General features: G+C 63.6%; 11 protein-coding genes. 4 read left to right on the top strand and 7 right to left on the bottom strand.

Annotated features, from left to right (window positions below; translation table 11 throughout):
* Positions 1-60 precede the first annotated feature (60 nt).
* The 3 genes from RM192_RS07165 (at position 61) to RM192_RS07155 (ending at position 1,847) form a co-directional block, all read left to right on the top strand.
* Entirely contained in the window at positions 61-582 is a 522-nt protein-coding gene (locus RM192_RS07165; protein ID WP_311506859.1) for a YkgJ family cysteine cluster protein, read from the top strand.
* A 115-nt stretch (positions 583-697) separates the two neighbouring features.
* A complete protein-coding gene (locus RM192_RS07160; protein ID WP_311506858.1) occupies positions 698-1,183 on the top strand; it encodes a hypothetical protein in 486 nt (161 codons plus the stop codon).
* A 124-nt stretch (positions 1,184-1,307) separates the two neighbouring features.
* Positions 1,308-1,847 (top strand): hypothetical protein, encoded by a 540-nt coding sequence (locus RM192_RS07155; protein WP_311506857.1) that lies wholly within the window; start codon positions 1,308-1,310, stop codon positions 1,845-1,847.
* A gap of 7 nt (positions 1,848-1,854) precedes the next feature.
* On the opposite strand, the gene RM192_RS07150 is transcribed toward RM192_RS07155, so the two are convergent.
* The 6 genes from RM192_RS07150 to RM192_RS07125 all read right to left on the bottom strand — a co-directional run bounded on the left by RM192_RS07150 (position 1,855) and on the right by RM192_RS07125 (position 9,342).
* Positions 1,855-3,264, bottom strand: a complete 1,410-nt coding sequence (locus RM192_RS07150; RefSeq protein WP_311506856.1) for a nitronate monooxygenase — start codon at positions 3,262-3,264, stop codon at positions 1,855-1,857.
* Between the two features lie 10 nt (positions 3,265-3,274).
* Positions 3,275-4,033 (bottom strand): methyltransferase domain-containing protein, encoded by a 759-nt coding sequence (locus RM192_RS07145; protein WP_311506855.1) that lies wholly within the window; start codon positions 4,031-4,033, stop codon positions 3,275-3,277.
* Entirely contained in the window at positions 4,030-5,157 is a 1,128-nt protein-coding gene (prfB, locus tag RM192_RS07140; protein ID WP_311506854.1) for a peptide chain release factor 2, read from the bottom strand. The genes RM192_RS07145 and prfB overlap by 4 nt, the downstream gene beginning before the upstream one ends.
* A gap of 115 nt (positions 5,158-5,272) precedes the next feature.
* The gene (locus RM192_RS07135) at positions 5,273-5,824 is read right to left on the bottom strand and encodes a peroxiredoxin (protein WP_311506853.1); all 552 of its coding nucleotides are present in this window, start codon (positions 5,822-5,824) and stop codon (positions 5,273-5,275) included.
* 60 nt (positions 5,825-5,884) lie between these two features.
* Entirely contained in the window at positions 5,885-8,422 is a 2,538-nt protein-coding gene (locus RM192_RS07130) for a transglycosylase domain-containing protein (protein ID WP_311506852.1), read from the bottom strand.
* 62 nt (positions 8,423-8,484) lie between these two features.
* Positions 8,485-9,342: an N-acetylmuramoyl-L-alanine amidase gene (locus RM192_RS07125; RefSeq protein ID WP_311506851.1), complete on the bottom strand. Its 858-nt coding sequence runs from the start codon at positions 9,340-9,342 to the stop codon at positions 8,485-8,487.
* Between the two features lie 762 nt (positions 9,343-10,104).
* Here RM192_RS07125 and RM192_RS07120 point away from each other — a divergent pair.
* The gene (locus RM192_RS07120) at positions 10,105-12,990 is read left to right on the top strand and encodes a ribonuclease E/G (protein ID WP_311506850.1); all 2,886 of its coding nucleotides are present in this window, start codon (positions 10,105-10,107) and stop codon (positions 12,988-12,990) included.
* A 66-nt stretch (positions 12,991-13,056) separates the two neighbouring features.
* On the opposite strand, the gene RM192_RS07115 is transcribed toward RM192_RS07120, so the two are convergent.
* A complete protein-coding gene (locus RM192_RS07115; protein ID WP_311506849.1) occupies positions 13,057-13,689 on the bottom strand; it encodes a class I SAM-dependent methyltransferase in 633 nt (210 codons plus the stop codon).
* Positions 13,690-13,755 lie beyond the last annotated feature (66 nt).

The following is a 13,755-nucleotide window of genomic DNA, read 5'->3' as shown; positions in this document are numbered from 1 at the left end:
CTTGGGCATTCACCTGATCGGCGTATTGCGCGGCAGTCCGGCTGGCCATAGGCTCCGCCCATGACTGCCGCACCAACGCTTCCCGAAGATCAGCATCTCTGTACCCGCTGCGGCATGTGTTGCGACGGGACGCTGTTCGAATATGTCGAAGTTGACGAAAGCGAACGCCCGAGCGTCGAAAATCTGTTCACGCTCCACCCCGGCACCAAAGGCCCGGTCTTCCATCAACCTTGCCCGCACGCGATCAACCAGTGCTGCATGGTCTACGAAGCCCGGCCGGAAACCTGTCGCAAATACCGCTGCAAGACATTGATCGCGCTGGATTCAGGCGAAATTACCGCACACGAGGCTGCGCGTCGCGTCGACGAGGCTCTGCAGGCCCGCGAAACCGTGCGCCCGCTGCTGCTGGATGATGAGACGATGCATCAGGCCCGCCAGCGCCGCGCCGCCATCGCTGCCGAACCCGCACGCGCAATGGATTCGATGGTTTTCGTGCTGAGGCTCACCGCGCTGGACCTGATGCTCGACAAATATTTCCGCAAACAGGGCAAGACCATGATCCGGCAGGAAAACTTTGATTAATAAAGAATCTTACTTTGGATAAATAGCCGCATCGGACCTTCCCCCATAGTGTTGCGACATGGTGCCAAATGCGGAAGAGCCGTCCCTTGCGAGCAGACTTTGCCTCGCCTGCGCCATGTGCTGCGACGGAACGATATTCGACGTGGCGGTAATGCGCGATGGCGATGCCGCCGCTGCCATTGCCTGCGGCTTTCGGACCACCGTCGCCGATGATGGCCGGGAAGCCTTCAAGTTGCCCTGCCACCATCTCAACGGCACGGCCTGCACGCGCTATGACCAGTGGCGGCCGTCCACATGCGGTAAATTTCAGTGCACCACGCAAAAACGCGCGCTTGATGGCGATATCACCGAGAATGAAGCCCTTTCGCACATCACTGCGGCATGGCAGGCGCGCGATGCGGTGCTGGCGCTGCTGCCTTCCGATGAAACACTGTCCGATGCCCGCGCCCGCTTTCAGGACCTCGCAGCATCCACCAGTTCTCTGGCGCCCCAGGACGCCCGCCTGGTAGTCCGGATGTTCGCCTTTGAACGGCTGCTCGACCAGCATTTTCGCAAGCCCGGCAAAGGACGCCTCCCCGGCGGACAGTCGCTCAACGCCTGAACCGCCAAACCAAAGTTGTTGCTCAGGGCTTGAATTTGTTACCTTTCCCCATGCAATCCGATTGCTCGTCAGGCTGACTGCCGACAAATAGGCGCGACTTCGCATCTGCGGCATAACAACCGCAATGGAGACATCTGGCGAAATTTCCCTGGCGAGCCGTCTGTGCCTTGCCTGCGGCATGTGCTGCGACGGGACGGTCCACGATTTCGCGTTTCTGCAGGAAGACGATGTCGCACCTGCCAGCGCCTGCGGTTTCCAGACCTACTACCGCAGCGATGGCACTCCAGCCATGGCGCTTCCCTGCCATTACCTCGAAGGCAATGCCTGCCAGCGCTACGGTGAATGGAGGCCGTCGATCTGCGGGGACTACATGTGCCGCCTGCAGAAGCGCACCGCCGCTGGCGAATGCGACGAAAGCGAGGCGTTGGGCATCATCGCAAACGCCAAAGCCAGCCGGAAACAGGTCGAGGAATTGCTCCGTCCCGGTGAATCCCTGGCGCAGGCCCGCGACCGGTTCGATTCACTCGCCGCCGCGAAGGAAACTCTCACGCCCGACGATGCCAAGCTCGTCGTTCGCATTTTCGTGCTCGACCGCCTGCTCGATCAGTTCTTCCGCAAGGCGGGCAAGGGCAGACTGCCCGACGCGCAAGCACGCCGGGCCTGAAGCCTACTCAATCGCCGGTCAGGATGCGGTCGACAAGCTGCTTCACCGTCGGGGTGAAGTTGTTCGAATAGAACGGGTCCTGCTTGAAGCGATAGGCCGCGTGCCCTGCAAACATCAGGTTCCGGTCGATCTCGCCGCCATGAGCGATATCCTGCAAGGTCTTCTGGATGCAGAAGCTGCGCGGATCGGCCAGACGTCCGGTCGTGTAGTCGTCGTGGTCCTTCCACGACGAGAACCCGCAGTGCGACAGGCAGCCCATGCAGTCCTTCTGGTCCTGCTGGATCACGCCGCGTTCTTCCGGCGTCACGAAAACCACCGTATCGTCGGGCGTGCGCAAGGCGTGCGTAAAGCCCGCACCGAACCAGGCGCGCGCACGGTCGAGGTCCTTGGGCGTTACCCAGAAATTCTTGCCCTTCACCCCAACATCGAGTTGAACGGTATGTTCACCCGCCTCGACCTTGGAATAGGGAATCTGCCGCTCCGACCGCGCCTCAAGCTCGCGCAGGAAGGGGTTGAGCACCGCAGAGGAATAGAAACCCGTCGGGGAGAACTTGTGCAGCAGCACATCGCCCGGCTCCAGCGTCCGCAGATGGTCCTTCCACCCCTGCGGAATCGGACTTTCCTCGGTCAAGAGCGGGCGCGTGCCGAACTGGAACGCGATCGAACCCAGCTCGGGATTGTCGATCCAGTTGTCCCATTCGCGCAGGAACCACACGCCGCCAGCCATCACGATCGGCACGTCGTCCGAAATACCTTCAGCGCGCATCGTGTCTCGCAGAACCTTCACGCGCGGATAGGGGTCTTCCGGCTTGCGCGGGTCTTCTGCGTTGGACAGCCCGTTGTGGCCGCCTGCAAGCCACGGATCTTCATAGACCACCGCGCCGAGCAGCTCGGGCACCTTGTGATAGGCCCGCTTCCACAGCGCACGGAAAGCGCGGCCAGAAGACACGATCGGCAGATAGTGCACATTATAGCGCTGCGCGATTTCCGAGAGTTTGTAGGGCATGCCCGCACCACACGTTACCCCGGTCACCAACCCGCGCGTCTGGTCCAGCACCGCCTCTAGAATCGGCTGCGCACCGCCCATTTCCCACAGCACGTTGATGTTGATCGCACCGTTGCCGCCCGACAGTTCGTGCGCACGCTTCACCTGCTCTACCGCGCCGTCGATGGCGTACTGGATCAGCTGCTCGTGCCGCTCACGGCGGGTCAGGGCATCATAAACCTGTGGAACAATCTTGCCTTCGGCGTCGTAGCTGTCGGCATTGACGGCGCTGACAGTTCCGATCCCGCCCGCTGCGGCCCACGCGCCCGAACTCATGTGGTTCGTCGCGGCGACACCCTTGCCGCCCTCGACCAGTGGCCACACTTCACGGCCACCATAGAGAATCGGCTTCAACCCCTTGAACGCAGACATTAATTCCCTTTCAGCGCCCCTGCGCGCTCATACTCTTTGCCGGTGCGACCCGGCAGGGCTTGATCTTAGCCGGTTCGGGCCGCGCCTTGGCGACAACGAACTGGGCGTAGTATCCAGCGATTTCCGGCTTACGGTGAAATTCATCCAAGCGAAAGCCCACCGCCTCCATCTCGCATTGCAACAAAGCGGGCGGAATGCCGTGACGTTCAGTTGGGCGATCAATGTCCACGACGACCACGCGGCCGCCCGGTTTCAACGCTGGCCACAAGTTCCACAGGAAGGCGTAAGGCTCGGCCACTTCGTGATACATGTGGATCAGGAAAACGCGGTCGAACCCTCGCTCGGGCAGACGCGGATCATCCGCCGCTCCCGGCTTGATCGAGACGTTGTCGAGCCGGTCCTTCTCAACGCGCGCACCAAGGCGGCTCAGCGCATCACCGTCGATGTCCTGCGCGAGAACCCGGCCTGTTGCCCCGACGCGTTCGGCAAGGCGGACCGTGTAATAGCCCTCGCCCGCGCCGATATCCGCCACGCTCTGCCCCGCCTGCACCCGAGCGAGATCCATGACCATATTGGCCTCACCGCGATTGTCGCGGTCGGCCTCGGTAGAGAAGGCATTGCTGACGACCTTTGACACGGGCCGATCTGCGCGTGGAAATTCACCCGACGAAACGGTCCGGCCATCCGTCTGCGCAGGCTTGCAGGCGGCAAGAACAAGCGGTGCCAGCGCCGCCAGCGCAAAAGAAGCGAGGGCCGCAGCCCTGCTCAATCGTCGTCCTCCACCGTCACCTTCTCGCCGGTCACCTTCTGCGACAGCGCCGCAGCCATGAACGGATCGAGCGCACCGTCGAGCACTTCGGAAGGGTTGGTCGAGACGACGCCCGTCCGCAGATCCTTGATCTGCTGGTAGGGCTGCAGCACGTAGGAGCGGATCTGGTGGCCCCAGCCGATCTCGGTCTTGGCCTGATATTCGCCGCTTGCCGCCGCTTCGCGCTTGGCAAGTTCCGCTTCGTAGATGCGCGCCTTCAACATGCCCATCGCAGTGGCGCGGTTCTTGTGCTGGCTGCGATCGTTCTGGCTCGCCACGATGATCCCGGTGGGCACGTGCGTGATGCGAACCGCCGAATCGGTGGTGTTGACGTGCTGCCCGCCCGCGCCCGAAGCGCGGTAGGTATCGATCTTCAGGTCCGACGGATTGATGTCGACCTCGATGTTGTCGTCGATCTCGGGATAGACCCAGACCGAGCTGAACGAGGTGTGGCGCCGCGCCGAGCTGTCATATGGGCTGATCCGCACCAGACGGTGCACGCCGCTCTCGGTCTTGGCATAGCCATAGGCGTTCTCGCCCTTGATCAGCAGTGTCGCACTCTTGATCCCGGCGGCTTCGCCCGCGTGGTAATCGACCAGTTCGACCTTGTAGCCGTGGCGTTCGCCCCAGCGCGTATACATGCGCTGCAGCATTTCGGCCCAGTCCTGGCTCTCGGTCCCACCAGCGCCTGCGTGGACTTCAAGGAAGGCGTTGTTGGCATCGGCCTCGCCCGCCAGCAGAGCCTGCACCTTGTCGTTATCGGCGCGGGCGGCCAGAGCAGCAAGAGTCGCCAGGCCCTCATTGATCGTGGCCTCGTCGTCTTCCATCTCGCCAAGTTCGACGAACTCGATCGCGTCGGCCATTTCCTGGCCGATTTCCTTGACGGTGCCGATCGAGGCCTCAAGACGGCGACGCTCGCGCATCACTTCCTCGGCCTTCTTCGGATCGTCCCACAGCTTGGGGTCCTCGACACGGGCGTTCAGCTCGTCGAGACGGCGCACGGCGCGATCCCAGTCGAGGAACTTGCGCACCAGCGCCAGTGCGGCCTCGATGCGGTCGATATGGGCCTGCCCTTCGGCACGCATGGCAATCACACTCCCGGATATTCAAAACGCAAACGGTCTGCCGGGCCGCTTAGCGCAGCGGGCAGGCATGTAAAGCCCAAGCGTGCCGATCAGTGCCCGCCGGGACAAATGTGCGTCAGGACTTTGCGCCCTTGAGCTTGCGTACGGCGTCGAGCGTCATCTTCACGTGATCGCGGTAATCCATGTCGGAATGGACCATGACGACCTTGCCGCTGCGCGCGATGACGTAGCTGGTGCGCTTGGTCAGACCAGTCGATACACCGTCCGGCTTCTTCAGGTCGACATCATAGGCCTTGATCACGGCCGGGCTTGCAGCAGCCACGGCAAACTTGTCGCGGCAGGCTTCGGTGGAGAACTTCTGCAGGGTGGCAATATCGTCGTTCGACATTCCGACCACCGTTGCGCCCGCCGCCTTGAACTGGTCGCTCGCCTCGGCAAAGGCATGGGCTTCCAGCGTGCAGCCCTGCGTGAATGCCTTGGGGTAGAAATAGAGTACCACAGGCCCCTTCTTCAACGCCTGCTTGAGCGAGAAGGCAAACGGCTTGCCAGCTAGCGCGCCCTTGGCCGCAAAGTCAGGCGCACGCGCCCCGCTCGGCAATTCGGCATGGACCGGGGCGGAGGACACAAGAGCGAGAGCAGCGGTTGCTGCAACGAGTCTGAGGATCATGGGCGGGGAGGCTATCAGAACCACCGCGCTCCCGCCAATGCCTTTGAGGGCAAGGGGCGCTCAGTAGATCCCGCCCTGATCCTCGACAAAGTTCTGCTCCACCGGTGCGTCATCTTCCGCAGGCGCCGCCGCGATCCCGCGCGCACCCTGTGCCCTGCGCAAGGCATCGATCACCGCCTGTTTCGCGGTCACTTCGCCCTCGCGCACCGTGCGCTTCGGTTCGGTATCGGGCTTGAACGCTTCCCAGATGATCGACGCCTTGGCTTCGTCGTTGGCAGGGGTGCCGCCGAACACGCGCTTGCCTGAAACGCGGTCGATCTTGACCATGCGCACGCCTTCGGGAACGCGGAACGGAATATCCTTCCAGCGGCCGCGCGTTTCCTGCACCAGTTGCTTGAAAACCGGCGCCGCGATCCGCCCGCCCTGCGCATAGCCGCCAAGGCTGCGCGGCTGGTCGTAACCGATATAGACGCCTGCGATGATGTCGGGCGATCCGCCGACGAACCAGACGTTGGTCGGGCCAGAGGTCGTTCCGGTCTTGCCGAACAGCGGCAGACCCAGATCGCGCAAGGTAATCGCGGTCCCGCGCGTCACCACGCCTTCGAGCATATGCACCGTCTGATAGGCGGTGCGCGGGTCGATCACCTGCTTGCCGGTTGCGTTCAGGCGCGGCATGGGCTTGCCGTCCCACTGCGCCATGTTGCACCCGTCGCAGCGGCGGTTGTCCGCGCGCCAGATCACCTTGCCGTTGCGATCCTGGACATAGTCGATCAGCGTCGGTGCGTGCTGGCGACCCTGATTGGCGAGCGCTCCATAGGCGCTCACCATCTTGAGCACGGTGGTATCCCCCGCCCCCAGCGCCATCGACAGATAGGGCTCGTATTCCCCAATCCCGACCGCCTTGATCGTGCGAACGACCTTGTCCATGCCAACGTCATTGGCCACGCGCACGGTCATCAGGTTGCGCGATTGCTCAAGCCCCCAGCGCATCGTGTGGCTGCCAGATCCGCCCTCGTTGCCGAAGTTGCGGAAGCACTTTTCGCCCAGCGCCGCGCCCTGATAGACGCAGAACGTGCCGTCCACGACCATCGAGGCCGGAGTCATCCCGTTGTCGAGTGCGGTCGCATAGACGAACGGCTTGATCGTCGATCCCGGCTGGCGGCTCGCCTGCGTCGCCCGGTTGAACGACCCCAGCCGCGCGTCGAACCCGCCCTGCATCGCCAGCACGCGACCGTTCTGCGGGTCTTCCACCACCATGCCGCCCGAAACTTCGGGCACGGTGCGCACGGCATATGTCCCGGAATTGACCGGTGCCACTGCCGTGATGTCGCCCGGCTTCATATTGTCGGGCACGCCGATCAAGTCGGCGGTCTTGCCGTCCGAAAACCCGATCTGTCCGGAGGGTCCGCTGCGCGACAGCACCACGCCGGTGCGCCAGTTCTGATACTTGATCGAGATGTTGCTGGTAATCAGCTGGGTCTGCCAATTGCCATCATCCAGATCGATCCGTGCGATCGGCCCATGCCATGCCCGCCCGCCGCCATAACGCAGCAAGGCAGCACGGAGCGAGTTCTGCGCCGCCGTCTGCAACTGCGTATCGAGCGACGTGCGCACCCACAGCCCGCCGGCATAGACACTGTGCACGCCGTCCTCGGCCTTTTCGCCGAACTTCTCGATCAGCTGGCGGCGTACTTCCTCAAGGAAGTATCCGGCGTCGGCCGTGTAATTCTCGGTATGGCGGGGCTTCAGGCCAAGCGGCATGGCTTGCGCGGCGGCGGCCTGGGCCTGCGTCGCCCAGCCATTCTTGACCATCTGGTCCAGCACCCAGTTGCGCCGCTCTATCGCCTGGCTCTCAAACTTGGTGCGGCCATAGCGCTCGGGCGCCTTGGGCAGGATAGCAAGGAACGCGGCCTCCTGCAGCGCAAGGTCGCCAACGTCCTTGTCAAAATAGGCGCGCGCCGCCGCCTGCACACCAAAGCTCTGCCGCCCCAGCGGAATCTCGTTGAGGTAAAGCTCGAGGATCTGCTGCTTGGTCAGCACGCCTTCGATCCTGCGCGCGAGGATCATTTCCTTGAGCTTGCGCGTGACCGAATATTCGTCACCGATCAGGATGTTCTTGGCGACCTGCTGGGTAATCGTCGATCCGCCGCGTGCGCGCTCGCCCGAACCGAACTTGGTCGCGTAGTCGACCACGGCCCCGGCAAGGCCGAAGTAATCGATGCCGCCATGCGTCCAGAAAGTCTTGTCCTCGGCCGAGAGGAACGCGTTGATCATAGGCTCGGGGAAATCGACGAAGCGCAGCTGAACTCGGCGTTCGCGGGCATAGCTCGACACGATTTCGCCATCGTAGCCGCGCACCATTGTCGGCAAGGGCGGCTGGTAGGTGAGCAGCTTGTCTGCCGATGGCAATCCGCGCGCAACCGTCAGCCACACCACGAACCACACTGCCAGCAGCGCCCCCAGCACATAGTTGGCAAGCCGGAACCGGCGGCTGTCATGCCACTTCGCGCGATACCACGCGGAAGCGCTGCGCCAACGGGCAAGGCCGCTCTCACGCAATGCTGCGAACCTGGACTGCTCTTGGATTTCTTCGGCCATCGTGAAGCGCCTCTAGCACGCCATTGCCGCCTGTCGCCAGTGGTCGCAGGTCCGAAACCTGTTCAGGGCGCAGGCTCGTCAGATACCTGCACGGCAGACGAGACTTCAGCGAGCGGCGGTGCCTGACGCTCGGCAAGGAATATCTCCGCCGCGCGGGCAATCGCTCCGGCAAAGGCCTTGCGCCAACCTGAATCTCGCATCGCGCGGGCATCGTCCGCATTGCTAATATAGCCCGCCTCGATCAACGCGGAGGGCAGGTCGAGAGACTTCAGCACGATGAACGCCGCCTCGCGCCGAGGCTGATCGTGAAAGGCAATCGCGCCATCGCCTTCGCGCACCACCAGTTCGCCGAAGCGCTGCGAACTTGCGCGCATCTCGCGCCGCGCCAGATCGATCAGAATCGACGAGACTGCTTCGCCCTTCCCCGCCAGCGTCACGCCATTGATGGTGTCCGCCCGGTTCTCGCGCGAAGCGAGCGCCTCCGCCACCGAATCGGAGGCCTTGTCGGACAGCGTGTAGACCGTGGCACCGCTGGCAGTCGTCGCCTCGGCGGCATCGGCATGGACCGAAATGAAAAGGTCCGCGCCCAGTCTGCGCGCTATGTCCGAACGTTCTTCCAGCACCAGAAACCGGTCACTGTCACGTGTCAGCGCCACGCGCACGCGCCCGTCCGCCAGCAGCGCGTCGCGCAGAGACTGCGCCAGCACCAGCGTCAGGTCCTTCTCGCGCTCGCCGGCCTGCCCACTCGCGCCCGGATCGTGGCCGCCGTGTCCCGCATCAATGACCACGAGCGGACGGCTGGCATCGGTTGGCCCCTGAATGACAGGAAGGCCGATGCGCGCGCCACTCCCCGGCATCGGCAGCCGCACGACATAGCGCGGCTCGATCTTGGCAAGTCCGGTCGAAAACGAAAGCAGCATCACAGCCGCGGCCAAAACGGGCGCTGCAAATACCGCAGCGAGGACGCCCCGGTCCTTCAAGCCTGCAGTATCTGGCGCGACCTCTTCCATCTGCCCCGCCTATGCCCTGCCCGCATTGCTTCGGTCCAGCGGGAAATAGACCATATGATTAACCAATTCTAAGCTGGGCAATGCCATGGGCTGCAAAGGGCCTGTGACCTCGGATGTTACCGGGCGTGTGACAGGGCAGACCCGAGATTGTTTTAATTGCCGCTTTGCAATTGCAGTGCTAGCACTTGCATACCGGGGCAAGCCAGCATCGGTGCTATTCACGCCCAGACCGCCAAAAAGCGCAGGATTGCGCCGCGGAGGGCGAGGAAAAAGCGCCGCTGGCGAAGATCCCGTCAACGTGGGGAAGATGATGCGCAAGCGCCCGCTCTCCACGCCACAAGGTTGATGCCGTAATGATGAGCCGCGTTTCGTTCCTGCCAGACTGCCCTATCCGGGCGGCATCGGCATGGACGCATTGCGGCGCGCGCATTTCGCCGCGAGTTATCATCACAGCAGACACAAACCAACCGCCGCCGGGCGGCGAGCGACAGGACATGGCAGGCGCAAAGCCTCTCGTCCCGACGCTCCGATCCGGCAAACCCGCATTTGCGCGCAACCACGAAGCAGGCCCCGTCTCCGTACGGTCCCTGCCGATTGGCGCGCGCCTATCCCACAAGATCCGCGCCAGCAACGCAGGGGAAACCCGGCGACGGCGCGGCTGGAGAAATTGTAATGACAACGCGCATGCTTATCGATGCGCGCCACCAGGAAGAAACCCGGGTGGCGGTGCTGAAGGGCAACCGGATTGAGGAGTTCGACTTTGAATCTGCTGATCACAGGCAGATCAAGGGCAATATCTACCTCGCCAAAGTAACACGAGTAGAACCCTCGCTTCAGGCGGCGTTCGTCGATTTCGGCGGCAACCGTCACGGGTTCCTCGCGTTCAGCGAAATCCACCCTGACTACTACCAGATTCCCAAGGAAGACCGCGAAGCGCTCCTTGCCGAGGAAGCTGCCCACGCCGAGGAAGAAGCCGCCCTGCGCGCCGCCGATGACGCGGAAGACGAGGAGTACGGCGACAGCGACGGCGAAGGTTACGAATCCGACGGCTACGAAGATGGCCAGGGCGTGACCGAGGTCGACACTTCCGAAAAGGATCAGGTCGCCACGATCGAAGGCGGCGTCGTCGAAAACGGCTTCGACCACGAAGCCGAGGAAGGCGAAGAGAACGCCGCCGAAAACGGCGAAGAAGGCGACGACAGCAACAATCGCGGTCGCCAGCGTGGCCGTGGTCGCCGTCAGGGTGGGCGTTCGCAGGGCAAGGAAGCCGACGAACTGCGCGCCAAGCGCATGGCGCTGCGCCGCCGATACAAGATTCAGGACGTCATCCAGCGCCGCCAGGTTCTGCTCGTCCAGGTCGTCAAGGAAGAGCGTGGAAACAAGGGCGCAGCCCTCACCACCTATCTCAGCCTTGCGGGCCGTTACTGCGTGCTCATGCCGAATTCGAGCCATGGCGGCGGCATCAGCCGCAAGATCAGCTCGGCATCCGATCGCAAGCGTCTCAAATCGATCATCACCGAGATGGAACTGCCGCGTTCAATGTCTTGCATCGTGCGCACCGCCGGTCTCCAGCGCACCAAGCCCGAAATCAAGCGCGACTTCGATTACCTCGCCCGCCTGTGGGACGAGATCCGCGAGCGCACGATGCATTCGGTCGCACCAGCCCTGATCCACTCTGACTCCGACCTGATCAAGCGCGCGATCCGCGACATCTACAACCGCGAGATCGAGGAAGTCGTTGTCGAGGGCGAGTACGGATACCGTGCCGCAAAGGACTTCATGAAACTGCTGATGCCGAGCCACGCCAAGCGGGTGAAGCAGTATGCCGATCCGGTGCCGCTGTTCCAGCGCTACGGCGCCGAGGACCAGCTCACCGCGATGTACGATCCAGTCGTCCAGCTCAAGTCGGGCGGTTACCTCGTGATCAACCCCACCGAGGCGCTTGTCTCGATCGACATCAACTCGGGTCGTTCCACCAAGGAACACGGCATCGAGGCGACCGCGCTTTCGACCAACCTTGAAGCCGCCCGAGAAATCGCCCGCCAGCTTCGCCTGCGCGATATGGCCGGTCTCGTCGTGATCGACTTCATCGACATGGAATACGGGTCGAACGTCCGCAAGGTCGAAAAGGCCATGAAGGACGCGCTCCGCAATGATCGCGCACGCATCCAGGTCGGCCGCATTTCGGGCTTCGGCCTGATGGAAATGAGCCGTCAGCGCCTGCGCACTGGCGTGCTCGAAGCCACCACGCGTGGCTGCCCGCACTGCGATGGCACCGGCCTTGTCCGCACCGCATCGTCCGCCGGGCTGTCCGCCCTGCGCATGATCGAGGACGAAGCCGCGAAGGGCAAGGGCAACGTCGTCACGCTCTACGCCAGCCAGGAAGCCGCGATCTACGTGCTCAATGCCAAGCGCACTGATCTTGCCGAGATCGAGGAGCGCTACGGCGTCACAGTCGAAGTGATCCCTGAAGGCGAGAACGAAGGCGCGAAGATGCGCGTCGCCTCACGCGGACCCAAGCCCGAATTCGTGCCCCGCTTCGAACCCATCCTCGAACCGGAAGAGGATGACCTCGACGAGGAAGAGTACGACGGCGAGGACGAAGAAGTCGAGGAACGCGATGAGCGCCGCGACCGCGGCAATCGTGGCGATCGTCCGGAACGCGCCCCGCGCCCTGAAGGCGAGGACTCCGCCGACCGAGAAGGTCGCCGCAAGCGCCGGAAGCGCCGCCGTGGCCGTGGCCGCGACCAGCGTGACGAAGGCGGAACCGACAACGCCAACGACAACGGCTCTGAAAACGACAACGACATCGGCGATAACGGCGATGAGGAAGACGCTTTCGACGCCATCATCGGCGAAGCGACTGCCTCGGACGAGTCTCCTGCCTCGGCAGATGCCGAAGCCGAGACCGAAGCCGAACGCGGCCAGCGCAAGCGCCGCCGCCGTGGCCGTCGCCGTCGTGGTGGCCGTGATGGCGCAGAGGGCAGCGGCGCTGAAGGCAATGGCGCCGACGGCACTGATCCCGAGGGCATTTTCGACGAGGAAGGCTCGGCGGAAGTCGTCCGGGAATTCGTCGAATCGCCAGCGCCGGATGCTGCCCCTGTCGAAGCCGAAGCCGAAGCCGAAGCCGAAGCCGAAGCCGAAGCCCCGGCCAAGCCCAAGCGCACGCGCCGCAAGAAGGCCGATGCCGTGGTCGAAGCCGAAGAGGCTGCTCCGGCAGTGGAAGCCGTGACCGAAGCAGCGCCCGTCGCTGCCGAGGAAGCGCCGGCCAAGCCCAAGCGTGCGCCGCGCAAGAAGAAGACCGATGCGGTTGCGTCCGAGGCCGCTCCTGCTGCAGAGCCGGTGACCGAAGAGGCCGCCGCACCTGACGCCGAAGAGGCTCCGGCCAAGCCAAAGCGTGCACCGCGCAAGAAGAAGGCTGATGCAGTTGCGTCCGAAGCCGCTCCTGCTGAAACGGTGACGGCTGAAGCCCCCGCAGCGGACGCGACTACCGCTGAAACTGCCGAAGACGCAGGTGAACCGCGTCGCGGCTGGTGGCAGCGCACGTTCGGCGCCTGATGCGCTGAAACGCTGACATGAAAAGGCCCCGTCGGATATTCCGGCGGGGCCTTTTTCGTTGGCAAATCACACAGGCTTGATCCCTGTGCCCCATTCCATCCACGCCGCCCAGCGCGGCATGCCCGCCATGTACTGGTGGCCCGGATGCTCGATCTGGAACCCCGCCTTTATCACCGGTGCGGTCACCGCGCGCGAGAGGTGGCACCCGCCCATCAGCGGCTTCCACACCGGCTCGATCCGGCGCTGCCACTGCGCCACGCCGGTGTCCGGGCTCAAGCCGTGCTCCAGAAACAGCAATTGCCCGCCGCGCCGCAGCACACGCCGCAACTCGCTCAGCACGCGCGCCGGATCGTTCACCGAACACAGCGTGTAAGTGCAGACCACCGTGTCGAAGCTTTCGTCGGCAAAGGGTATGTCCTCGCCCACGCCCTCGCGGATATCGGCGCTCAAGCCCTTCGTCGCCGCCGCTGCACGCGCATAGTCCAGCAGCTTGCCCGACGGGTCCAGTCCCGCAAAGCTGGTCACGCGCGCAGGATCGTAGAACTGCTGGTTGAGGCCCCCGCCGCAGCCGATCTCGAACACCTTGCCTTGCGCGCGCGGCACGACGCCCGCGCGCAGTTCCATGATGCCGGGCGACGCGCACGCGCATTTGATCACGCGCGGCACGACATGCGCTTCCCAAAAAGCCTTCACACCCATCCCGCTTCCCCTGTTGTTATGAACGAAACGTGCCGCGTCCGGCCGCTGCGCGCAATACCGTTTGAT

This window comes from Novosphingobium sp. MMS21-SN21R, from assembly GCF_031846015.1.
Lineage (GTDB): Bacteria > Pseudomonadota > Alphaproteobacteria > Sphingomonadales > Sphingomonadaceae > Novosphingobium.
The sequence above is the reverse complement of the archived record's forward strand: the minus strand, read 5'-3'. Positions and strand labels throughout refer to the sequence as shown.